At 64.9% G+C, this 22,325-nt stretch carries 19 protein-coding genes; 13 read left to right on the forward strand and 6 right to left on the reverse strand.

What is annotated here, in order from left to right; translation table 11 throughout:
- Positions 1-24: 24 nt before the first annotated feature.
- Positions 25-2,814 (reverse strand): DNA polymerase I, encoded by a 2,790-nt coding sequence (gene polA, locus WG907_RS09510; protein ID WP_340232540.1) that lies wholly within the window; start codon positions 2,812-2,814, stop codon positions 25-27.
- A gap of 172 nt (positions 2,815-2,986) precedes the next feature.
- Here polA and WG907_RS09515 point away from each other — a divergent pair, with 172 nt between their 5' ends.
- Both WG907_RS09515 and WG907_RS09520 read left to right on the forward strand, forming a co-directional pair.
- Positions 2,987-3,799, forward strand: coding sequence for a transporter (locus tag WG907_RS09515; protein WP_340232541.1), 813 nt, complete (start codon positions 2,987-2,989; stop codon positions 3,797-3,799).
- Positions 3,800-3,945: 146 nt separating this feature from the next.
- Positions 3,946-4,302: a response regulator gene (locus WG907_RS09520; RefSeq protein WP_340232542.1), complete on the forward strand. Its 357-nt coding sequence runs from the start codon at positions 3,946-3,948 to the stop codon at positions 4,300-4,302.
- Positions 4,303-4,309: 7 nt separating this feature from the next.
- Here WG907_RS09520 and WG907_RS09525 read toward each other — a convergent pair whose 3' ends face one another.
- On the reverse strand, positions 4,310-5,458 hold the full coding sequence (locus WG907_RS09525) for a serine hydrolase (RefSeq protein WP_340232543.1): 1,149 nt from the start codon (positions 5,456-5,458) through the stop codon (positions 4,310-4,312).
- A 156-nt stretch (positions 5,459-5,614) separates the two neighbouring features.
- On the opposite strand from WG907_RS09525, the gene WG907_RS09530 reads away from it, so the two are divergent.
- Together WG907_RS09530 and WG907_RS09535 are read left to right on the forward strand one after the other, a co-directional pair.
- Positions 5,615-6,460 (forward strand): alpha/beta fold hydrolase, encoded by an 846-nt coding sequence (locus tag WG907_RS09530; protein WP_340232544.1) that lies wholly within the window; start codon positions 5,615-5,617, stop codon positions 6,458-6,460.
- 66 nt (positions 6,461-6,526) lie between these two features.
- Positions 6,527-7,816: a GGDEF domain-containing protein gene (locus WG907_RS09535; RefSeq protein WP_340232545.1), complete on the forward strand. Its 1,290-nt coding sequence runs from the start codon at positions 6,527-6,529 to the stop codon at positions 7,814-7,816.
- Here the strand turns inward: WG907_RS09535 and nadB are convergent.
- The 4 genes from nadB to purM all read right to left on the reverse strand — a co-directional run bounded on the left by nadB (position 7,813) and on the right by purM (position 12,557).
- Complete coding sequence (gene nadB, locus WG907_RS09540; RefSeq protein ID WP_340232546.1) at positions 7,813-9,429, reverse strand: L-aspartate oxidase; 1,617 nt, start codon at positions 9,427-9,429, stop codon at positions 7,813-7,815. The two genes, WG907_RS09535 and nadB, sit on opposite strands and share 4 nt — an antisense overlap.
- A 61-nt stretch (positions 9,430-9,490) precedes the next feature.
- Entirely contained in the window at positions 9,491-10,423 is a 933-nt protein-coding gene (locus WG907_RS09545) for an ABC transporter ATP-binding protein (protein ID WP_340232547.1), read from the reverse strand.
- A gap of 68 nt (positions 10,424-10,491) precedes the next feature.
- Positions 10,492-11,442: a phosphoribosylglycinamide formyltransferase gene (purN, locus tag WG907_RS09550; RefSeq protein ID WP_340232548.1), complete on the reverse strand. Its 951-nt coding sequence runs from the start codon at positions 11,440-11,442 to the stop codon at positions 10,492-10,494.
- Positions 11,443-11,462: 20 nt separating this feature from the next.
- Positions 11,463-12,557, reverse strand: a complete 1,095-nt coding sequence (purM, locus tag WG907_RS09555) for a phosphoribosylformylglycinamidine cyclo-ligase (protein WP_340232549.1) — start codon at positions 12,555-12,557, stop codon at positions 11,463-11,465.
- Positions 12,558-12,768: 211 nt separating this feature from the next.
- On the opposite strand from purM, the gene WG907_RS09560 reads away from it, so the two are divergent.
- From WG907_RS09560 to WG907_RS09600, 9 genes are all read left to right on the forward strand, one after another.
- The gene (locus tag WG907_RS09560) at positions 12,769-14,022 is read left to right on the forward strand and encodes a heavy-metal-associated domain-containing protein (RefSeq protein WP_340232550.1); all 1,254 of its coding nucleotides are present in this window, start codon (positions 12,769-12,771) and stop codon (positions 14,020-14,022) included.
- Positions 14,019-14,642, forward strand: coding sequence for a P-loop NTPase family protein (locus WG907_RS09565; RefSeq protein ID WP_340232551.1), 624 nt, complete (start codon positions 14,019-14,021; stop codon positions 14,640-14,642). Before WG907_RS09560 ends, WG907_RS09565 begins: the two co-directional genes overlap by 4 nt.
- A 16-nt stretch (positions 14,643-14,658) precedes the next feature.
- Positions 14,659-16,797 carry an RNA degradosome polyphosphate kinase gene (locus WG907_RS09570; protein WP_340232552.1) on the forward strand — a complete coding sequence of 713 codons (2,139 nt, stop codon included), beginning with the start codon at positions 14,659-14,661 and terminating at the stop codon, positions 16,795-16,797.
- Between the two features lie 7 nt (positions 16,798-16,804).
- The gene (locus WG907_RS09575; RefSeq protein WP_340232553.1) at positions 16,805-18,313 is read left to right on the forward strand and encodes a Ppx/GppA phosphatase family protein; all 1,509 of its coding nucleotides are present in this window, start codon (positions 16,805-16,807) and stop codon (positions 18,311-18,313) included.
- A gap of 96 nt (positions 18,314-18,409) precedes the next feature.
- Positions 18,410-19,327 (forward strand): acetylglutamate kinase, encoded by a 918-nt coding sequence (argB, locus tag WG907_RS09580; RefSeq protein ID WP_340232554.1) that lies wholly within the window; start codon positions 18,410-18,412, stop codon positions 19,325-19,327.
- 496 nt (positions 19,328-19,823) lie between these two features.
- Positions 19,824-20,114: a YggT family protein gene (locus WG907_RS09585; RefSeq protein WP_340232555.1), complete on the forward strand. Its 291-nt coding sequence runs from the start codon at positions 19,824-19,826 to the stop codon at positions 20,112-20,114.
- A gap of 97 nt (positions 20,115-20,211) precedes the next feature.
- Positions 20,212-21,105, forward strand: a complete 894-nt coding sequence (gene folD / locus WG907_RS09590; protein WP_340232556.1) for a bifunctional methylenetetrahydrofolate dehydrogenase/methenyltetrahydrofolate cyclohydrolase FolD — start codon at positions 20,212-20,214, stop codon at positions 21,103-21,105.
- A complete protein-coding gene (locus WG907_RS09595) occupies positions 21,102-21,707 on the forward strand; it encodes a Cif family virulence factor (protein ID WP_340232557.1) in 606 nt (201 codons plus the stop codon). The genes folD and WG907_RS09595 overlap by 4 nt, the downstream gene beginning before the upstream one ends.
- Complete coding sequence (locus WG907_RS09600; RefSeq protein ID WP_340232558.1) at positions 21,704-22,321, forward strand: MarC family protein; 618 nt, start codon at positions 21,704-21,706, stop codon at positions 22,319-22,321. The genes WG907_RS09595 and WG907_RS09600 overlap by 4 nt, the downstream gene beginning before the upstream one ends.
- Positions 22,322-22,325 lie beyond the last annotated feature (4 nt).

Below are 22,325 nucleotides of genomic sequence, written 5' to 3' on the forward strand. Positions count from 1 at the left end.
GGTCCGCGTGGATCGCCCTTTCGTTTAATGCGCCGCGCCCCAACTCGCCCCCGAGCCGATCTCCACACCCAGCGGTACGCTCAGCGTCACGATCGGCTCGGCGGCGGTTTCCATCACGCCACGGATCACCGCGCTCGCCGCCTCGACGTCGCCCTCCGGCAATTCGAACACCAGTTCATCATGCACCTGGAGCAGCATCCGCACCCGGTTCAGCCCCGCCTTTTCCAGCGCCGGTCCCATCCGCACCATCGCCCGCTTGATGATGTCCGCGCTCGTCCCCTGGATCGGGGCGTTGATCGCGGCGCGCTCCGCACCCTGCCGTTCGTGCTGGATCGGGGCCTTGATGCGCGGAAACCAGGTCTTGCGGCCGAACAGCGTCTCGGTGAAGCCGTTCGCCCGCGCCTTTTCCAGGGTATCGGTGATGTAGAGGCTGATGCCGGGGAAGCGCTCATAATATTTGGAGATCATCTCCTGCGCCTCGTCCGCGCTGATTTCGAGGCGTCCGGCAAGGCCCCAGCGCGAAATGCCATAGAGGATCGCGAAGTTGATCGTCTTCGCCCGCCCGCGCGTGTCGCGATTGACCTCGCCCCATAATTCCTGCGCGGTGCGATTGTGGATGTCCTCGCCCGCCGCGAACGCCTCCTTCAGCGCCGGCACATCGGCCATATGCGCGGCGAGGCGCAGTTCGATCTGGCTATAGTCGGCGGCAAGGATGACATTGCCCTGCTCCGCAACAAAAGCGTGGCGGATCTGGCGGCCGATTTCGGTGCGGATCGGAATATTCTGAAGGTTGGGATCGGTCGAGGACAACCGCCCGGTCTGCGCGCCGGTCAGACTGTAACTGGTATGAACGCGGCCCGTGTCCGGATTGATCTGGCTCTGGAGCGCGTCGGTATAGGTGGATTTGAGCTTCGAGAGCTGCCGCCATTCGAGCACCAGCCCGCACATCGGCGAGCCCTCGGCTTTCAGCTTTTCCAGCACCGTCACGTCGGTCGAATAGGTGCCGCTCTTGCCCTTCTTGCCCCCCTTAAGGCCCATTTCGTCGAACAGCACGACGCCGAGCTGCTGTGGCGACCCGATGGTGAAGCTATGCCCTGCCAGCTCGAAAATCTCCGCTTCAAGCCCCGCGATCGATTGGGAAAAGCTGCCAGACAGGCGCGACAATTCGTTCCGGTCGACCTTTATGCCGTGCCGTTCCATGCGCGCGACCACCGGGATCAGCGGGCGGTCGACCAACTGATAGACGCGGGTCACGCCCTCCTGCGGCAACCGCTGCGCCAGTTTGCGCCACAGCCGCCACGTAATCTCCGCATCCTCGGCGGCATAGGCGGTCGCCTTGTCGAGCGGCACATGGGCGAAGCTGATCGCCTTCTTGCCGGTGCCCGCGACATCCTTGAAACTGATGCATGTATGCTGGAGGTGGAGGCTCGCCGCCTCGTCCATGCCGTGTCCGCCCAGCGATTTGCCGGCGTCCAGATTGAAACTCATGACCATCGAGTCATCGATCGGCGTCACCTCAAGCCCGACGCGAGCAAGCACGTTGAGATCATATTTGAGGTTGTGGCCGACCTTGAGGACGGAATCGTCGCTCAGCAGCGGCCGTAACAGGCGAATCGCGGTGTCGAGCGGGATCTGCGGCGGCACTTCGCCGAACATGTCGTCGGTCGAACGATGAGCGAGCGGAATATAACAGGCGCGGCCGGGGCCGGTCGACAGGCTGATACCGACGAGGCCGGACTCCATGCTGTCGAGCCTGTCGGTCTCGGTATCGACAGCGACGACACCTTCGGCATAAGCCTCGGCAATCCACGCTTCCAGCTGCGTTGGCGTCGTCACCATTTCGTACAGCGAACAGTCGATCGGGAGCAATGCCTCCGCCTCGGGGACGAGCGGCGGCGTGGTCTCGCTGACGGCGGCGGCGGCAGTGGCGATCGCTACGGCCACGGCGGGCGCACCCAGCCGGGTCAGCAGCGACTTGAAGCCATGATGTTCGAGGAATTGCTGCAACGGCTCCTTGGGAATGCCCTTGAGCGTCAGTTCCTCCAGCGGCTCGGGCAGGTCCATCGCATCATGCAGCGCGACGAGGCGGCGCGACAGCCGCGCCATGTCCGCATGCTCGATCAGATTGTCCGCCATCTTCGATTTCTTCATGCCGGGCGCGGCGACCAGCACGGATTCAAGGTCGCCATATTCGGTGATCAGCTTCGACGCGGTCTTGGGGCCGATGCCCGGCACGCCCGGCACATTGTCAACGCTGTCGCCCATCAGCGCGAGCACGTCGCCAAGCTGTTCGGGCCGCACCCCGAACTTCCCCATCACATAGTCCGCCCCACGCCGTTCATTCTTCATCGTGTCGTACATGTCGACGCCGGGCTGGATCAGCTGCATCAGATCCTTGTCGGAACTGACGATGGTGACATGCCAGCCTGCCGCCACCGCCGCCTTGGTATAGGTCGCGATGATGTCATCCGCCTCGAACCCGGCTTCCTCGATGCAGGGGAGGGAGAAAGCCCGCGTCGCATCGCGGATCATCGGAAACTGGGGCACCAGATCCTCGGGCGCGGGGGGGCGATGCGCCTTATACTGATCGTACATGTCGTTGCGGAACGTGTGGCTGCCCTTGTCGAGCACCACCGCCATATGGGTCGGGCCCTCCGCCGCGCCCAGCTCCTCCGCCAGCTTCCAGAGCATCGTCGTATAGCCATAGACCGCGCCGACCGGCTGGCCATGGCGGTTCGTGAGCGGCGGCAGCTGGTGATAGGCACGGAAGATATAACCGCTGCCGTCGACGAGATAGAGGTGATTCTGGGACATGAAAGGGAGATAGCGACTGATCGAAGCGGGAGCCAGCCCAAGGGTCGTTGCCCTGGGAGGCGGCTTCAAACACGGCCGCAACCGACTTTCCCGAACGGCCTCCGAGCGGAACCATTTATGTCCGTGATGTTTCAGCCGCTTCGGTGCAATGTCGCCGCAAGAGGGGGACGTCATGGTTCGACATCTGCTATATTTCGGCATCGTAGCTGCCGCCTTTGCCGCGCTTCCTGCTGCGGCGCAGGCGCAGGACGCGCGCGAACTATGCGCCGACCGGCCGGGTCTTGGCACGCCGGCCTGCACTGTCGAGCCCGGCCGGCTGGTATTTGAACTGGGGCTGGGCGACTGGACGCGCCAGAAGGATGCGGCGAGCGAAACGAATATGGCGAAGACCGGCGACGCGCTGTTCCGCGTGGGTTTGACCGACAGCCTGGAGGCGCAATTGGGCTGGACCGCTTATGGTCATGTGCGAATCCGCGACCGCAGCACGAACGCCGAGGAAAAGGACGGCGGCGTCGGGGATATTGCACTCGCGCTGCGGCAGAATCTGCATAATCCCGACGGATCGGGCTTTTCTGTTGCGGTCATGCCCTATGTCACGCTGCCTGCCGGCGGCGCGGCTATCGGCGCTGGGGACTGGGGTGCGGGACTGCTGGTGCCGGTGAGCTTCGATCTCGGTCACGGCCTGTCGCTGGCCCTGACGCCGGAAGTCGATGCAGCGGTTGACGGCGACCGGTCGGGCCGGCATCTCGCCTATGGCAGCGTCTTCGGTCTGGGCCTGGATTTCGGGAACGACGTCTCCGCGACAATCGAAACATCCGCGATGCGTGACGATGACCCGGACGGCCATTCGACGGAGGCGCTGGCAGGGCTTTCTTTCGCGTGGCAGCCGTCGAAGGATATGCAGTTCGACATCGGCGCCAATATCGGCCTCAACGCCGCCAGCCCGGACCGGGAGATATATCTGGGGGTCGTCCGCCGCTTCTGAACGTGGATCGTGCATCCTTGCGCTCCCGGTTCAGGCAACGACAGGCGCAAAAGAAGTTGATTTGGATTAAATCCATTTCCAGTGCATCAGTAGCTCGACTCGGACCAACTGGCTCAGAATACAGTGCCGGGCCGACAGGGATTGCGATGCTGGATCGACTGCCGATATTGATCGTCGAGGATGAACCGATGCTGGCCATGTTGCTGGCAGAAGAAGTCGAATCTCTCGACGGGGTGGTCGTCGCTACGCCCGATACGGTGGCAAGCGCGCTCGCGGTGCTCGATACGCAGATCGTGGCGGCTGCGATCATGGACGCGAACCTGGTCGATCGGAATATCACGCCGGTCGCGCTGCGGCTGCTGGACGCGGCAATCCCGTTCGTCATCTATACCGGCACCGGATTGCCGCCGGAACTGTCTCCCCGCGCCGGCGAGATCAGCGTCGTCATGAAACCGGGCAGGCCGATGGCGACGCTCGTGGCCTTGATCGAAAGCCGTCGATGAAGGTGCGTCACCGCTTTTCGTGATTGGCCGCAACGGCCTGTGCCACGGCCTGCATCAACGCCCATCGCGTGGGAATTGGCACGGTCGTGCTGCCGATCATCACCGCCACGGCATAGCTGGTCCCGTCCGGCGCGGTCATGATGCCGACATCGTTGAAGCCGGTCGATCGGCCGCCCAGTTCCTGGCCCGTCCCGGTCTTGTGCATGTAGCGCCAGTCATGGGGCACGCCGCCCTTGATCCGCTGCGGCCCGGTCTTCGCTTCCTCCATGATCGACATGAGCAGGCTGCTGGAGCTGCTGGAGAGCATGTCGTTCTGCTTCAGTTTTGCCAGCGCCTGAACGATCGAAGCGGGTGCGGCGCCATCGGGGGGGCTGGCCAGATAATTGTCCAGCGCCCGCTGCCGCGCGGCCATCGGCACCCGGTTGCGGGCGGCATAGAAATTGCGCCCGATCGCATAATCCTGCCGCCATTCGAGGCCGGCCGTCGTCGCCTGGAGCAATCGCTCGCCCGGCCCGAAGCGAATGTCCCGGATCATGCGCCGGGCGAGAAAGGCGCGCACGGCATCGGGGCCGCCCACGGCGCGCAACAGCGTGTCATTGGCGGTATTGTCGCTCTGCGTCATCGCCCGGCGCATCAGGTCGGCGTAGGTCGTCGTCCAGCCGGTGCTGCCGACCAGCGCGGCGGTAGGCTGGTGAAACAGGGTCAGGTCTGCGCGCGTGATCGTGGCGCTGTCGGAAAGACGGATCTTGCCGCGATCGACGGCGTCGAGAAACGCCATCGACACCCAAAGTTTCGACACGCTCTGCTGCGGGAACAGCTGATTGCCATTGTAAGCGACCGTCCAGTCACTGCCGACGCGCTTTACCGCAATGCCGACATGGCCGTTAAAACTTTGGCCGAGATTGCGGACGACGCTGACCAGAGCGGGCGAAGGCGCCTCGCGCTGATCGATATCCTGATAGGGCCGGGGTGGATTGGCGACTGTACGAATAGGGAACGTCGCCGTCTTGGGCTGGACGGCACCATTGTCGCGCGCTTGCGCGGGTGGCTGCTCGGGCGCGCTGACACAGGCGGAAAGCGCCGCAATCAACAGGATAAGACGGGTCGAACTGCCGCCTTCGGGGCGCTTGCCGCGCCCAAACCCAATATGCTTCATCAAATTCCCCGCACTCTCACTCCAGATAGGGCGATCGGTTCCCTTTGCCACAAGGGCGATGCGACGAATGATTCCACATTTGCGGTGTAAGGAGCGTGAACGGCCTGAAAATAAAGCACGCTTGCCGTTCGGCGGTGGCGCTGCGACAGACCGCATATGATCGATGACATGAATCGGCGAAGGCTGTTGCTGGGCGCTGCCGCTTTTTTGGGCGGATGGACGTTTCGCTCGCCGGCCGCTCTCGCCGCGTCTTTCCAGTCGTCGCGGATCGCCGTGAGCGTAACGGGCAAGGGGCGCGACGTGCTGCTGATTCCCGGGCTGGCCAGCGGCCCGGCCGTCTGGAACCGGCAGATCGCGGCCCTGCCGGGCTTTCGCTGGCACCGAATCCAGGTGCGCGGCTTCGCCGGTCTTGCGCCTGAGGCGAATGCCGGCGGCCCCTTGATTCAGCCTCTTGCCGACGAAATCGCGCGGTACATCAAGAGCGCGGGCCTCGTCCGTCCCGCGATCGTCGGCCATTCGATGGGCGGCACGCTGGCGATGCTGCTGGGATTGCGCGGGGTCGCCGGTCGGCTGATGGTGGTCGACATGCTGCCGGCGGGCGCCGCGATGGTCGGTGGCACCGCTCGCGGCATGGGCTATCTCGCGGACCAGCTCAGCCAGTATTTCACGGGGACGCTGGGCGGCCGCGCCTATCTCGCGCAGATCGTCGCGCAGACCCCCGGCGCGCAAGGCAGCGATCCGGCGGTCATCGCCAGCGCGCTGCGCGATCTCGCCAATATCGACCTGACGGCCCGGCTCGCGAAACTCGGCGCGCCGCTGGAAGTGATCTATGCCGTGGGAGCGGACAGGGCGCAGGCGGCGGACATCACGCGCCGGTTCCGGGCAGCCTATGCGATGGCGAAGGGCGCACGGCTTACGCCGATAGGGCCGAGCGGCCATGTCGTCATGGCGGATCAACCTGCCCGGTTCACGGCGGCGCTGCGTGACTTCCTGACCCGGTAACAATGCGGCTACTTGAAATTGCCGCGCGAATGACCTTTACATCGATCCCATAACAAAGGGGTCATGGTGACGGGAAGTCTATTACTGGTCGCGCAGGCGATCTTCTATTTCGCCATTATGGCCGCTCTGTTCCGGGCGCGCCATGCCATGGGGCTGGGCGTGTTCGTCTGTGCGCTGGGCGTCATGCACTTCCTTGAGACCTATCTTGCCGCCGTCTTCTTCATCCAGCTGCCGTTCGGGCTGATCTCGCCGGGGTCGACGGTGATGTTCGCCGGCAAGCTCGCGATGATCCTGATGCTGTATATCCGCGAGGATGCCGAAACGGTGCGCCAGCCCATATATGGGTTGCTGGTGGGTAACTGCCTGATGGTCGCGCTCGCGGCGATCCTGCGCTTCTATACGCCGATGGCGCTGCCGGGCGGGGCGCAGCCGGACCTTGGCCTGCTCGACCAGCTGGGCGCGCTGATGATCTGGGGCACGGTCGTGTTGTTCGTCGACAGCATCGCGATCATCCTGCTCTATGAACGGCTGGAACACATGTTCAGCCGGTCGATGTTCGTGCGCGCGGCGGTATCTCTGATTATCATCCTGACTTTCGATCAGCTCGCCTTTTTCGCGGGATTGCATGCCATCGCCGGAACGCCGCCGGCTGCGCTGATCGGCGGCTGGGTCGCGAAAATGGGCGCAGCGCTGGTCTATGCCGGCCTGATCAGCCTTTATATCCATTTCTACGAACGGTCGGGCGATGGCGATACCCATCCGGAGGGGCGCACCCTGGCCGATATCTTCGCCAAGCTGACCTACCGTCATCGCTACCGGGCGCTGCTGGAAAAATCAGGAATCGACGCGCTCACCGGCCTGCTCGACCGTGGCCGGTTCGAAGCCATCGCCCAGTCGAGCGTCGCACGCTCGATGACAGAGCATCGGCCGGTCAGCCTCGCCATCGTCGATGTCGATCATTTCAAGCAGATCAACGATCGCTATGGCCATGTGATGGGCGACGATGTGCTGCGGCAGGTCGCGCAGGCGTTGCGCGGCAGCGTGCGCGCCGGCGACCGCATCTTTCGCTATGGCGGCGAGGAGTTCGTCGTGCTGTGCGAGGGCATGTCGCATGCAACCGCGCTGACCCATGCCGAGCGGCTGCGGGCGGCGGTGCCGGCGGCATTCGCGGGCACGCTTGCGATCGTGCCGACGGTCAGCATCGGCGTCGCGACCGCCCCCGGCGATGGCCGCGACCTGCTCGAACTGGTACGGCATGCCGATTTTCACCTGTATGAGGCAAAAAAGAACGGCCGCAATCGCGTGGTCGGCAATGATCCGGCGGATCGCAAACGGCCGACCGATATCATCAATTAGGGCGTCAACACCGTATCCCTCGCTTGCGCCAGCATGTCGGGATAATCGAGCGTGTAGTGCAGGCCCCGGCTTTCCTTGCGCTTGAGCGCCGATCGGACGACCAGCCGCGCCACTTCCAGCAGGTTGCGCAATTCGATCAGGTCGGGCGTCACGCGGAAATTGCCATAATAGTCGTCCACCTCCTGCGCCAGGAGCGTAACCCGGTGCTGCGCCCGCTCCAGCCGCTTGGTCGTGCGCACGATCCCGACATAATCCCACATGAAGCGGCGGATTTCCTTCCAGTTATGCTGGACGATGACCTCCTCGTCGCTGTTGGTGACGCGGCTTTCGTCCCACGGGCGGATTGCCGGTGGCGCGGGGAGCGCATCCCAGTGCGATCGGATATGCTTCGCGGCCGCCTCGCCGAACACGAAACATTCCAGCAGCGAATTGGATGCCAGGCGATTGGCGCCATGGAGGCCGCTTTCGGTGACTTCACCGGCGGCATAAAGGCCCGGCAGGTCGGTGCGCCCGTCAAGATCGATGATGACCCCGCCGCAGGTATAATGTTGCGCCGGGACGACCGGGATCGGTTCCTTGGTGATGTCGATGTCCAGGTCGAGAAGGCGGCTGTAGATCGTCGGGAAATGCTGCCGGACGAACGCGGGGTCCTTGTGACTGATGTCCAGATGGACATAATCGAGGCCCAGCCGCTTGATCTCATGATCCATCGCCCGTGCCACCACGTCGCGCGGGGCCAGTTCGGCGCGCGGGTCGAACCGGTCCATGAAGCGCTCGCCGCCGCCGGGCACGCCGGGGGGCAGCTTCAAATGCCCGCCTTCGCCGCGCACCGCCTCGGTGATCAGGAAATTCTTGACCTCCAGATTATAGAGGCAGGTCGGGTGAAACTGGTTCATTTCCATATTGGAAACGCGGCAACCCGCGCGCCAGGCCATGGCGATGCCGTCCCCGGTCGCGCCGCGCGGCGCGGTGGAAAACAGATAGGTACGGCCCGCCCCGCCCGTGCATAATATCGTCGCGCGGCCCAGAAACGCATCGACGCGCTTGCTCTTCTTGTTGAAGGCATAGACGCCCCAGACATGGCCGTCCCCCGAATAGCGCTCGCCATGGCGGCTGGTGATCAGGTCGATGGCGACCATATCCTCGCACAGCGTGATATTGGGATTGGCGCGCGCGGCCTTGACCAGCGCCTGCTGCACCGCCGCGCCGGTGGCGTCGTCGACATGGACGATGCGGCGATGGCTGTGCCCGCCCTCGCGCGTAAGGTGCCAGCGGTCGCCGAAATTCTCCCCGCTCTGCTCGTCCAGATTGAACGGCACACCCAGTTCCGCCAGCCGCTCGATCGCGGCGGGGGCGTTGGACACGACGAATTCCACCGTCTCGATATTGTTGAGGCCGGCCCCCGCGACCATGGTGTCATGGACATGCGCCTCGAAACTGTCACCCGCGTCGAGTACGGCGGCGATGCCGCCCTGCGCCCAGTTGGTCGAGCCGCTGTCGAGCGCGCCCTTGGCCAGCACCAGCACTTTGCGGTCCTGCGCCAGATTGATGGCGGCGGTCAGGCCCGCCGCGCCGGAGCCGATTATGACGACATCATAGGTGGTTGTAGGCATCGTCTCTCCGGGACTTTATCGATCATCCCCTATCCCGAAAGACGCCGGGGGCAAACAGGCTCTAAGCGGCCGATGTCAGATTGAGGAACACATCTTCCAGATCCGGGTCGCGCGTCACTACATCGACGATGGCGAGACCGCCCCTCTGCACCGCGCTCAACACCTGCCCGGCATTGGCCCGGTCCTTCATATAGGTGATGGTGAGCGTGCGATCGCCGCGCCATTCGACCTTTTCGAAACAGGGGTCGGATGGCGGGGTGACGATGTCGCGATCCACCGTCACCTGCACCACTTTCTCCTGCGCCATCGCGAGCAGTTCCTGCGTCGGCATGTCGGTGATGAGCTTGCCATGATTGATGATGCCGATCCGGTCGCACAGCTCCTCGGCTTCCTCCAGATAATGGGTCGTCAGCACGATGGTGACGCCCAGCGCATTGAGTTCGCGCACATAGGCCCATAGCTGCTGGCGCAACTGCACGTCGACCCCGGCGGTCGGCTCGTCCAGCACCAGGATCGGCGGGCTGTGCACCATCGCCTTGGCGACGAGCAGCCGCCGTTTCATGCCGCCCGACAGGGTGCGCGCGAAGGCGTTGGCCTTGTCGTCCAGATGGACCGCGCGAAGCAATTCCATCGAGCGTCGCCGTTCCTGCGGTACGCCATAATAGCCGGCCTGATTTTCCAGCGTTTCCAGTGGCGTGAAGAAGGGATCGAACACGATCTCCTGCGGCACGATGCCGATGGAATTTTTGGCGTTGCGCGGGTTCGCGTCGATATCGAAGCCCCAGATGCTGGCCGTGCCGGACGTCTTGTTGACGAGGCCCGCGAGGATATTGATCGTCGTCGATTTGCCCGCGCCGTTCGGCCCCAGCAGGCCGTAGATCTGGCCGCGCGGGATGGAGAGGGACATGTCGTCCAGCGCGCGCTTGCCGCCTGCATAAACCTTGGTGAGGTTGGCGATCTCGATCGCGGGCGGGTGCGGGGCGCTGTCGGTCATGGCTGAACTCTATGGGGATCGGGTCAGGGGAAAGAAAGGGCAGGCGGACCGCTCACGCCGATGAACCCTTAAAATTCCTCGGCGATGTCCATCAATCCGAGCAGCTTCCTCGGCGCGACCTGCCGCCAGCCGGCATGCAGCCGCTCGGCGATCTGGTCCCAGTCGGTATCGCCAAGGTCCAGCCTTATGCCGACCCAGCCATCGCCGAAATAGGCGGGGCGGTAATAGCGGGCCGGGTCGCTTTCGATCAGCATCGCCTGTTCCTCGGCGGCGGTTGTCTTGACCAGCAGCGCGACGACGCCGTCGCCATGATGATTGTGCGAGACATAGGCGAATTTCTTGCCCTTGAGGATGCCAAAGCACGGCATGCCGTGCGACGTCACCTCATCCACCTGCGGCAGGGCCAGCGCGCGTTCGCGGACCTTGGCGAGCAGATAGTCGGGCGAGCGCTCGCGCGTCACGAAGTCGGCCAATGTGCGCGAATAAAGCTGATGTTCGGCGATCAGGATGCGCGCGGCCAGGCTGTCCTCCGAATCGCCGGGCAGGATCGCGACCGGCGTCTGGCCAAGCACCGGGCCGTCATCCAGTTCGGCAGTAACGATATGTACCGAACAGCCCGCGTGACTATCCCCGGCCGCGATCGCCTGGGCGTGGGTGTTAAGTCCCTTATATTTAGGCAGCAGGCTCGGATGAATGTTGAGCATCCGCCCTTCCCAGTTCGCGACGAATTCGGGCGACAATAGGCGCATATAGCCGGCCAGCGCGACATAATGCGCGCCAGCCTCGCGCAGTCGCGCGTCGATGATCGCGTCGAATTCGGCGCGTTTCAGCCCCTTATGGCTGTGGGCGAAGGTCGCGATCCCCTCGGCGGCGGCCAGCGTCAGGCCGGCCGCTTCGGAATCGTTCGCGGCGACCAGCACGATCTCATAGGGGCAGTCGGCGGCCTTGGCGGCATAGAGCAGCGCGGCCATGTTCGACCCGCGACCGGAAATGAGGACTGCGACTTTGGCCTTGGTCATTTCCAACCCCCGTTCGGGATTCAACCCAAATGGGTAGCGGTCCAGGGCGATTTCGCGCTCCAGGTTTCGGTGCTGCCCCGAACGGTGCAACCCTTCTGACCCGGCTCGACCGTCCCGATCCGCAAGACCGTTTCGCCGGCAGCCTCCAGCGCTGTGGTGACGCCCGCGACATGGCGTTCATCCACGCTCAGCACCATGCCGGTGCCGCAGTTGAAGGTGCGCGCCATTTCCTCGGGCTCGATATGGCCCTGCGCCTGAAGGAAGGCCATCAGGCGCGGCTGTTCCCACCCGTCGGCGTCGACCATGGCATGACAGCCCTCGGGCAGGACGCGCGGGATATTTTCCAGCAGGCCGCCGCCGGTGATATGGGCAAGCGCATTGATCATGCCCGCGCGCACCAGCGGCAACAGGCTCTTCACATAGATGCGGGTCGGCGCCATCAGCGCGTCGATCAGCAGCATTTCATTGTCGAAAATCGCCGGGCGATCGAGCTTCCAGCCCTTGTCTGCGGCGAGGCGGCGAACCAGCGAAAAGCCGTTGCTGTGCACGCCCGAAGAGGCGAGGCCGAGCAGCACGTCGCCGGCCTTCACGCGCGATCCGGTCAGCGCGCCGGCCCGTTCCACCGCGCCGACGCAAAAGCCGGCGAGATCATAGTCGCCGGGGCTATACATGCCCGGCATCTCGGCGGTCTCGCCGCCGATCAGCGCGCATCCCGCCATGCGGCACCCTTGCGCGATGCCGGCGATGACCCGCTCGGCGACCCCGCTCTCCAGCTTGCCGGTGGCGTAATAATCGAGGAAGAAAAGCGGCTCGGCACCCTGCACGATCAGGTCGTTGACGCACATCGCGACCAGGTCGATGCCCACGCCGTCATGGCGATCATGGTCGATCGCAAGCTTCAGCTTGGTGCCGACGCCGTCATTGGCGGCGACCAGCAACGGGTCGTCATAGCCAGCCGCCTTGAGATCGAAGAAGCCGCCAAAGCCGCCCAGATCGGCTTCCGCACCGGGACGACGCGTCGCCTTGGCGAGGGGGGCGATGGCGCGCACCAGCGCATTGCCCGCCGCGATATCGACGCCAGCCCTGGCGTAACTATAGGATTCGGTCTCGCTCATGGCTCAGCGCCCTAGAGCCTTGACGGATTTTATCAAGGGCGGGGCGGCGGGCGACAGCGTTTCGGGGGGCGGGTCCATGTCGGGGAAATCCCGTCAATGGCGCTTGGCATGGCGGGCAAATCTCGCCAAAAGGGCGCCCGTGAGCCCAATCCCATCCGTCCTCGCGGCCCTTGGTCGCCCGTCATACCCATTCCTTCGCCGGTTCGTCCGCATGATGGGCCGGCCAGCGCAGATCGTCGGCGCGATCATGCTCGGCCTCGCCGCCGCCGCGCTCTTTGCCCAGATGGAGGGCGAACGCGGCGTGCCGCCGATCGCCAGCGGCGGCGATTTCGAAGTGCGCGGCGTCAAGGTGGATGTGCTTGCCAAAGATGCCGACAGTGCCCGCCATGCAGGCTGGCGTCTCGCGCAGCGACAGGCGTGGCGGATGCTGTGGACGCGCACCCATGGCGGCCCGAATGGGGGCGCACCGGGCCTGTCCGATTCGCAACTCGAAGCGATGATTTCCGGAATCGAAATCGAATATGAGCAGGCCGGCCCCAATCGCTACGTCGCGACGCTCGGCATATTGTTCGACCGCGCGCGCACCGGGCAGTTGCTCGGCGTGTCGGGCAATGTGATGCGGTCGCCACCCTTGCTGGTGCTGCCAATCTTGTGGGATGGCGGCTCGGCCGTGTCCTACGAACGGATCAACGAATGGCAAAAGGCTTGGGCGCGCTATCGAACGGGTGACAGCGCGATCGATTATGTCCGCGTTGCCGGGTCGGTCGCCGATCCCATTCTTCTCAATGCCGGTCAGATAGGCCGCCGCAGCCGCCTGTGGTGGCGCGTGCTGCTCGACCAATATGGGGCGGCCGACGTGGTCATCCCGATCGCCCGGCTCGACCGGCAATGGCCCGGTGGCCCGGTGGTCGGGACCTTCACGGCCCGCTATGGCCCGGACAACATGCTGATCGGCAGCTTCGCCCTGCGCGCGACGAGCGACAGCGCGATCCCCGCGATGCTGGACGAAGCCGCCCGCCGCGTCGACGAACTCTATATTCGTGCGCTGAATGATGGCCGGCTGCGCCCCGACCCCTCGCTCATCATCGAGGAACCGGTCGATCCCGATGCGCTCGCGATCGAAAACGCCACCGACCTGCCGGTCGAAACGCTCGACCTGCCGACAGTCTCGTCCACCGGCGCGAGCTATTCGATCCAGTTCGACACCCCCGATGTCGGCTCGGTCAGCGCGGGTGAGGCAGTTGTGCGCTCCATCCCCGGCGTCCGCACGGCCGCGACGCGCAGCCTGGCGCTCGGCGGCACTTCGGTCATGCAGGTGAGCTTCGAGGGCACGGTCGAGATGCTGCGCACGGGGCTCCAGGCACGGGGCTATGGCGTCACGGTGAACGGCACGACCTTGCGAATCGTCCGACGTGCCGCGCCCGGCACGCCCGCCACGCCGGGCGCGACCACCGGCGAGCAATGAGCCAGATCAGCCTGCCGTTCGACTGGCCGGGCCAGGGGGCCGAAGATTTCCTGGTGAGCGAGGCGAACCGGATCGCGGTGCGCCATCTGGAAGGGTGGCGCGACTGGTCCTTGCCGATCAGCGTGCTGACCGGGCCATCCTTGTCGGGGCGATCGACGCTCGGGCGGCACTTCGCAGCGATGAGCCACGGCACGGTGATCGATGATGCGCAGCGGCGGGACGAACAGGCGCTGTTCAACGCCTGGAATGAAGCGAAGACGGATTACCGCCCGCTGCTGCTGATCGGCGACGCTTCGCCGGGGCAATGGGTCGTCGCGCTGCCGGACTTGCGCTCGCGTCTCGCCGCGGTGCCTCATGTGGCGATCGCCGAGCCGGACGAAATCCTGGCCCGGGCGCTGATCGAACGGGGGCTCGACCGCGCCGGGGCGAGCTATTCTCCCGACCTACCCGACTGGCTGCTGCGCCGAATCGATCGCAGCTATCGCGCGATCGCCTCCACCACCCGCTTGCTCGATGACGCCGCGCTGTCATCGGGACGCAAGATTTCCGTCGCATTGGCGAAACAAGCCCTGCAAGCGGCAGGCTTTTTGCCTATAGTCCAGACCGATCCCGCGTCCTGAACCAAGCGAGACTGAAGTGGCCGAAGCCGATTTATCCGCCAGCCTGATCCTGCCCGGCGAGCGCTATTTCAACCGCGAGCTGTCCTGGCTGGCGTTCAACCAGCGGGTGCTGGAAGAAGCGATGAACCGCGCCCATCCGCTGCTGGAGCGGCTGCGTTTCCTGTCGATCTCAGGCGCGAACCTGGACGAATTTTTCAGCGTCCGGGTCGCGGGGCTCAAGGGGCAGCAGCTTCAGGATGTCGACATGCGGTCGGCCGATGGCCTGACGCCCGTGCAGCAACTTGCCGCCATCACCGAGGAAAGCAAGCGGTTGATGCAGGCGCAGCAAAAGGTATGGGGCATCCTCCATGGCGAACTGCGCGAGGTGGGGTTGGACGTGATCGGCCCCGCGAGCGAGCTGAGCGCGGATTGCGAAAGCTGGCTGCGGCATCATTTTCTGACCCAGGTCTTCCCGATCCTCACGCCCCAAGCGCTCGATCCCGCGCACCCTTTTCCCTTCATTCCCAATCAGGGGCTGTCGATCGTCTTCGATCTCGAACGGCTGTCGGATAAACAGCCGATCCGCGAACTGGTGATGATTCCGTCCTCGCTCGCGCGCTTCGTTCGCATGCCGGGAGATCCCGCGCGCTTCATGGCGCTGGAGGCGGTGATCCGCCGCTTTTCGGGTGAGCTTTTCCCCGGCTATCGCGTGCGCAACAGCGGCGTCTTTCGCATCATCCGCGACAGCGACATCGAAATCGAGGAAGAAGCGGAGGATCTGGTCCGCTATTTCCGCAGCGCCATCAAGCGCCGCCGTCGCGGCCGCGTCATCCGCATGGAGATCGAGGAGCGCATTCCCGAGCCGGTCGAGGAAATGTTGCAGGACATGCTTCAGGGGCATGACGCGATCGTCGAGGAAGTGGAGGGGTTTGTCGGTATCGGCGACCTGTCCGGCATCGTCGACGCCGACCGCCCCGACCTCAAATTCGAACCCTATGCCCCGCGCTTTCCCGAGCGCATTCGCGAATATGGCGGCGATTGTTTCGCGGCGATCCGGGCAAAGGACATCATCGTCCATCACCCCTATGAAAGTTTCGACGTCGTCGTCGCCTTCCTCAAACAGGCGGCGCTCGACCCCGATGTCGTCGCGATCAAGCAGACGCTGTATCGCGCCGGCAAGCAATCGGCGGTCATCCGCGCGCTGATCGATGCGGCGGAGGCGGGCAAGTCGGTGACGGCGGTGGTCGAACTCAAGGCCCGCTTCGACGAGGAACAGAATCTGTTCTGGGCCAGCGCCCTGGAACGCGCTGGGGTTCAGGTGGTCTACGGCTTCATCGACTGGAAGACGCACGCCAAGATTTCGATGGTGGTGCGGCGCGAGGGCGAGCAGTTTCGCACCTACTGCCATTTCGGCACGGGCAATTATCATCCCGTGACCGCCCGCATCTACACGGACCTCAGCTTCTTCACCGCCGATCCGCGCTATGGCCGCGATGCGGCGGCGTTGTTCAACTATATCACGGGCTATGTCGAACCGCAGGGGCTGGAAAAGCTGGTCATGTCCCCCCGCGATCTGCGCGACCGGTTGTGCAGCCTAATCGACGCGGAAATCGATCATGTCCGCGCCGGACGGCCCGGAACGATCTGGGCCAAGATGAATTCGCTGGTCGATCCGGCGCTGATCGAAAAACTCTATGCCGCCAGCAATGCGGGCGTCGAGATCGACCTGATCGTGCGCGGCATATGTTGCCTGCGCCCCGGCGTTCCAGGCATGTCGGACAATATCCGCGTCCGGTCCGTGGTCGGGCGCTTCCTGGAACATAGCCGCATCGCCGTGTTCGGCAACGGCAAGGCGATGCCCAATAACAGCGCGCTGGTGTTCATCAGTTCGGCCGACTGGATGCCGCGCAATTTCGACCGGCGGGTCGAATTCCTGTTGCCCGTGGAAAATCCGACGGTGCACGACCAGATATTGGATCAGGTGATGGTCGCCAACCTGATCGACACCGAACAAAGCTGGGTGCTGGAGGCTGACGGCCATTATCAGCGTGTCGCATCGGGCGACAAGCCGTTCAACCTGCATCGCTATTTCATGACCAACCCGTCGCTTTCGGGCCGTGGCGCGGCGCTGGGTGCGGCGGCGGTGCCGACGCTCCGGCTGCGCGGGCGGGGCTGATCCGCGCATGAACTCCATGCTCAGCCGCGTGCGCGCGCTTGCCGACTCCCAGTCGTCGTCGCCATCTACCGCGCGCATGGCCATCATCGACATCGGATCGAACAGCGTCCGGCTGGTCGTCTATGACGGCCCGCGCCGGATTCCTTTCATTCTGTTCAACGAAAAGGTGATGGCGGGCCTCGGCGCATCGCTTGGCAAGACGGGCCGAATCGAGCCCGACGCGATGGAGCGCGGCCTTCGCGCGATCGGCCGCTTTGCCCATTTGTGCCGGGAGATGGAGGTCGAGGAGCTGCGCTGCGTCGCCACCGCCGCCGTGCGCGACGCTGCCAATGGCCCGGAATTCATCGCGCGCGCGCTGGCCATGGGCCTGACCGTCGAATTGCTGTCGGGTCGGCAGGAAGCCCTGGCCGCGGCCCATGGGGTCCTGTCGGGGATTCCGGGTGCGAACGGCATCGTCGGCGACTTGGGCGGCGGCAGTCTGGAACTGGCGCGGGTACGCGACGGCGCGGTGCATGAGACCATATCCCTGCCGCTTGGCGTCCTGCGCCTGCCGCAGATCCGGGCAAAGGGCGCGGCGGTACTCGAACGGCTGGTGCGCAAGATGCTGAACAAGGCGGATTGGACGAGCGCGCCGAGTCTCCCTTTCTACCTCGTCGGCGGATCATGGCGCGCGCTCGCCCGCTTCGACATGCAACTGACGCATTTTCCGCTGCCCGTAGTCCATCAATATGAAATGACAGCGCCGCGGGCGGAGCAACTCACCCGCATCGTGTCCCATGTCGGGCGCGCCCGGCTGAAGGGCATTCCGGCGATGACCGGATCACGCGTGCCGACCCTGCCCGATGCGGCTGCGCTGCTTTCGGTCATGGTGCGCCAGCTCGGCTCATCCGGCCTCGTCGTGTCCGCCTATGGCCTGCGCGAGGGCCTGCTCTACGAGGATCTGCCGGCCGATGTCCGGGCGACCGATCCGCTGCTGATCGCGGCCGAGGCGGAAGGCGAGGCGCAGGCACGCTTTGCCGGCCACGGCGCCATGATCGACCGGTGGATGGCGCCGCTGTTCCTGGAGGATGACAGCGCCTGGCGTCGCATCCGCCGCGCGGCCTGCCTGCTCGCCGATGTCGGCTGGCGCGCAAATCCCGACTTTCGCGCGGAGCGAGGCGTCGAAATCGCGCTGCACGGCAACTGGGTCGGCATCAGCGCGGCGGAGCGGGGGATGCTCGCTCAGGCGCTGCACAGCAATTTCGGTGGCGGCGTCACCGTGCCGCAGGGGGTCGAGCGGCTGGCCGCCCCGGAAGCACTACGCCGGGCGGCTTTGTGGGGTCTCGCGATCCGGCTGGGCCAGCGATTGTCGGGCGGTGTCGAAGGGCCGCTCGCCGCCTCGCGGCTGGACATGGAACAGGGCGTGCTGACGCTCGGGCTCGGCGGCGCGGACATCGACCTTTATGGCGAGGCGGTCGAGCGCCGCCTGCGTCATCTGGCGCAGGCCATGGGCGTCCGCTACCGGCTCGCCCCCTGAACATGAGGCAGGCGGCCGTGCGCCGCCGCGCCTCATTCCGATGCTGCGCCGTCCTCCTGCGGGACCGCTGGCTTGCGGTGCCGCCGCATTGGTCCTATGCGCCCGCGCATGACCAGTAGATATGATCCCGACCCCGCGCTGCTCGCCAAGGCCGAGACCCTCGTCGAGGCGCTGCCCTATATGCAGCGTTATGCGGGCCGTACTTTCGTGGTCAAATATGGCGGTCACGCGATGGGCGACCCGGAAGCCGCGCGCGATTTCGCCGAAGATGTGGTGCTGATGAAGGCGGTCGGCATCAATGTCGTCGTCGTGCATGGCGGCGGGCCGCAGATCGGCGCGATGCTCAAAAAGCTGGGCGTCGAATCGAAATTCGTCGGCGGACTGCGCGTCACCGACGCCGAAACCGCGCAGATCGCCGAAATGGTGCTGGCCGGTTCCATCAACAAGGAAATCGTCGGCTGGATCGCGGGTGCGGGCGGGCGCGCCGTGGGTATTTCGGGCAAGGATGGCGGGCTCGTTCTGTGCGAAAAGGTCGCCGGCAGGCGCGAGGCCGACCCCAATTCGGGCATCGAACGCAATGTCGATCTGGGCTTCGTCGGCGATCCTGTCTCCGTCGATCGGCGCATTCTCGATACGCTGACTCAGGATGGGATCATTCCGGTCGTCGCCCCGGTCGGGATCGGCGCGGACGGCCACACCTATAATGTCAACGCCGATACCATGGCCGGCGCGATCGCATCGGAACTCGGCGCGGCACGCTTCTTCCTGCTCACCGATGTCGCGGGGGTGATGGACAAGCAGGGGCAGTTGCTGACCGATCTCGATCCGGCGGCCATTGCCATATTGCAACAGGACGGCACGATTTCGGGTGGCATGATCCCCAAGCTGGAAACCTGCGTCAAGGCGGTCGAAGGTGGCGTGGAGGCGGCCGTCATCCTGGATGGACGGGTGCCGCACGCCATGCTGCTGGAAATATTCACCGATCGCGGCGCGGGCACGCTGGTGCGGCGCTAAAGCGTCAAGCGCTGCATGTGAACCGCTCACCCTGAGCGAAGTCGAAGCCTGTCCTGAGCGCCTGCCGCAGGCTGGCGGTCGAAGGGGTCTGTGCTGAGCGGAGGCGAAGCGCACTTGCACCTTTTTCGCGCGGAGGCGCGGAGGACGCGGATCGGTTGGTAAAGGCGGGCCTATCTTCTTCATTTTCCGGTCAGGCGCACTCAATCGGGACAAATATATCTCTCTCCGCGTCGTCTGCGCCTCTGCGCGAAAATCCCCTTCAATGCGGATCGGTCCTGGCCAGCGCTGTCCTACAAACCCGCTTTGCGCTGTATGGCGGGCGGCTCCTTGAACAGTTCCTGTTACCGTCGGCGATCGGCCCATCTCCTCCGCGCGTGCCGTGTCAGTTGTGTCACCCAAAACGGCGCGGCTGCGGACTGATGCGTGAATCGGTCATCTTCACTTGTGGCCCGGTGGCGGCCTCGGCTAAAGCGGCGGCATTCAATTCGGAGACGGCATGGCCTACGCGCTCTATCAGATCATCATCATCCTGCTCGACGTCCTGTGGTGGATCATCATCATTCAGGCGATCATGAGCTGGCTGATCGCCTTCAATGTGATCAACACCTACAGCGATTTCGTGCGCACGATCATGGTCGCGCTCGACCGGATGACCGCGCCGATCTATAATCCGATCCGTAAGGTCATGCCCGATCTCGGCGCGCTCGACCTGACGCCGATGGTGGTGCTGCTCGCCATCCTCATCATTCGGCAGGCGGTGCTGCCGCCGCTGTTCGGCCTGGTGTGACGGTCCGGAGCACTCGCGGATCGAGGGTGGGGCCGCGGTCCAGCGCAGCCAAATCGCTTAAAATAACGGACGCCATCACCGATCAGGGGACGCAGGCATGACTATCGGCAAGATCATCGACGGCAAGGCATTCGCCGCCACCCTGCGCGACAAGGTGGCCGACGGGGTCGCGGCATTCGCCGCTCAGGCGGGCCGCAAGCCCGGTCTCGCCGTCGTGCTGGTGGGGGAGGACCCGGCGAGCGCCGTCTATGTCCGCAGCAAGGGCAAGATGACGCTTGCGGCGGGCATGGAAAGCTTCGAGTTCAAGCTGCCGGCGAGCATCGGCGAAGAGGAATTGCTCGACCTGGTCGAAGAACTGAACGCCGACGACCGGGTCGACGCCATTCTCGTCCAGCTGCCGCTACCCGCGCATATCAGCGAGGCCGACATCATCACCGCCATCGATCCGGCCAAGGATGTCGACGGCTTCCACGTCATCAATTCGGGCAAGCTCGCGACGGGGCAGGAGGCGTTCGTGCCCTGCACGCCGCTCGGCTGCATCATGCTGCTGAAGGATGAACTGGGCGATCTGTCGGGGCTGGAAGCCGTGGTCGTCGGCCGCTCCAACATCGTCGGCAAGCCGATGGCGCAGCTGCTGCTGGCGGAAAACTGTACCGTCACGATCGCGCACAGCCGCACCCGCGACCTGGCAAGCGTCGTCCATCGCGCCGACATCGTCGTTGCCGCCGTGGGCCGGGCCGAAATGGTCAAGGGCGAATGGATCAAGCCCGGCGCGACCGTCATCGATGTCGGCATTAACCGGATCGCCGATGGCGATGAGGGCAAGACCCGGCTGGTCGGCGATGTCGCGACGGCGGAGGCGCTGGCCCATGTCCGTGCGATCACCCCGGTGCCGGGCGGCGTCGGACCGATGACGATTGCCGTGCTGCTGCGCAATACGCTGGTCGCGGCGCATTTGCGTGAGGGGTTGCCCAAGCCCACCGGGCTATGACGCGGCGTGGCGTCACGCTTGGACTTGTCTGTTTCGCGCTGATCGGCGCCCGGCCGCCGATGCGGTTTCAGCCCGATCCGAGTTCCGTGATCGCGGCGGAGATCGCCTTCAACCGGCTGGCGCAGCAAAAGGGGCAATGGACCGCCTTTCGCGAAACGGCGGATAAGGACGCGGTGATGTTCATGCCCCAGCGCGTTGCGGCGCTGGCCTGGCTCAAAGGGCGGGCCGATCCGCCCGCGTCCGTCGTCTGGTCTCCCGCGATGGTCTATGTCTCCTGCGACGGCAATCTGGCCGCCAGTACGGGCAACTGGACGCGGCCCGACGGAACCGCAGGCTATTTCACGACCATCTGGCGCCGGGGCAAAAAGGGCGCGTGGAAATGGATCATGGACCATGGCGACGAGCTGGCGACGGCGCGCGAGGTGCCCGAATATCTGACGGGCCGGGTCGCTACCTGCAAGCGGGGCGCTTCGACACCAGACGACAGCCTGACATGGTCCGCGGAGGCTGCGCCTGATGGCGGGCGGCGTGTCACGGTCAGGATGTGGACCGGCGAGGGCTATGAGACGGTGATCGACGATAAAGTGGCTCCCGGCTCATGAATGCGCTGTTCGTTTCCGCATTCATCACGCTGTTCGTGGTCATCGATCCGCTGGGATGCGCGCCGATCTACGCGAGCCTGACCAATGGCGCGAGCGGGCCGCAGCGGCGGGCGATGGCCATCCGGGCGGTCGGCATCGCGGCGGTGATTCTGCTGGTCTTTGCGCTTTGGGGCAAACAATTGCTCGGCACGCTCGGCATCGCGCTCAGCAGTTTTCGCATCGCAGGCGGCATCATGTTGTTCATGATCGCGATGGACATGGTGTTCGAAAAGCGCACGCAGCGGCGCGAGGACCGGGCGCAAAAGATCGCGGAGACGCCCGAAGTCGAGGATGTCTCGGTCTTTCCCATGGCGATGCCGATGATCGCGGGGCCGGGATCGATCGCCACCGTCATGCTGCTGATGTCGCGGGCCGATGGCATGATGGAGCGGGCCGTCGTGCTGGGCGCTGTGACGCTCACCCTGGCGCTCATGCTCGCATCGCTGCTGGCGGCGGGGCCCCTGATGGCGCTGCTCGGCAGCAAGATCGAAGCGGTCATCACCCGGCTGTTGGGGGTGCTGCTCTCGGCGCTCGCGGCGCAGTTCGTGATCGACGGGCTGAAGGCGAGCTTCTGATAGC

It is taken from the genome of Sphingobium fluminis, from assembly GCF_037723805.1.
Classification (GTDB): domain Bacteria; phylum Pseudomonadota; class Alphaproteobacteria; order Sphingomonadales; family Sphingomonadaceae; genus Sphingobium.

What these genes read in the sequence shown, in the direction of transcription:
- polA (WP_340232540.1), bottom strand. Translation starts at nt 2,814, where the DNA reads ATGTCCCAGAATCACCTCTATCTCGTCGACGGCAGCGGTTATATCTTC.
- WG907_RS09515 (WP_340232541.1), top strand. Translation starts at nt 2,987, where the DNA reads ATGGTTCGACATCTGCTATATTTCGGCATCGTAGCTGCCGCCTTTGCC.
- WG907_RS09520 (WP_340232542.1), top strand. Translation starts at nt 3,946, where the DNA reads ATGCTGGATCGACTGCCGATATTGATCGTCGAGGATGAACCGATGCTG.
- WG907_RS09525 (WP_340232543.1), bottom strand. Translation starts at nt 5,458, where the DNA reads ATGAAGCATATTGGGTTTGGGCGCGGCAAGCGCCCCGAAGGCGGCAGT.
- WG907_RS09530 (WP_340232544.1), top strand. Translation starts at nt 5,615, where the DNA reads ATGATCGATGACATGAATCGGCGAAGGCTGTTGCTGGGCGCTGCCGCT.
- nadB (WP_340232546.1), bottom strand. Translation starts at nt 9,429, where the DNA reads ATGCCTACAACCACCTATGATGTCGTCATAATCGGCTCCGGCGCGGCG.
- WG907_RS09545 (WP_340232547.1), bottom strand. Translation starts at nt 10,423, where the DNA reads ATGACCGACAGCGCCCCGCACCCGCCCGCGATCGAGATCGCCAACCTC.
- purN (WP_340232548.1), bottom strand. Translation starts at nt 11,442, where the DNA reads ATGACCAAGGCCAAAGTCGCAGTCCTCATTTCCGGTCGCGGGTCGAAC.
- purM (WP_340232549.1), bottom strand. Translation starts at nt 12,557, where the DNA reads ATGAGCGAGACCGAATCCTATAGTTACGCCAGGGCTGGCGTCGATATC.
- WG907_RS09560 (WP_340232550.1), top strand. Translation starts at nt 12,769, where the DNA reads ATGATGGGCCGGCCAGCGCAGATCGTCGGCGCGATCATGCTCGGCCTC.
- WG907_RS09565 (WP_340232551.1), top strand. Translation starts at nt 14,019, where the DNA reads ATGAGCCAGATCAGCCTGCCGTTCGACTGGCCGGGCCAGGGGGCCGAA.
- WG907_RS09575 (WP_340232553.1), top strand. Translation starts at nt 16,805, where the DNA reads ATGAACTCCATGCTCAGCCGCGTGCGCGCGCTTGCCGACTCCCAGTCG.
- argB (WP_340232554.1), top strand. Translation starts at nt 18,410, where the DNA reads ATGCGCCCGCGCATGACCAGTAGATATGATCCCGACCCCGCGCTGCTC.
- WG907_RS09585 (WP_340232555.1), top strand. Translation starts at nt 19,824, where the DNA reads ATGGCCTACGCGCTCTATCAGATCATCATCATCCTGCTCGACGTCCTG.
- folD (WP_340232556.1), top strand. Translation starts at nt 20,212, where the DNA reads ATGACTATCGGCAAGATCATCGACGGCAAGGCATTCGCCGCCACCCTG.
- WG907_RS09595 (WP_340232557.1), top strand. Translation starts at nt 21,102, where the DNA reads ATGACGCGGCGTGGCGTCACGCTTGGACTTGTCTGTTTCGCGCTGATC.
- WG907_RS09600 (WP_340232558.1), top strand. Translation starts at nt 21,704, where the DNA reads ATGAATGCGCTGTTCGTTTCCGCATTCATCACGCTGTTCGTGGTCATC.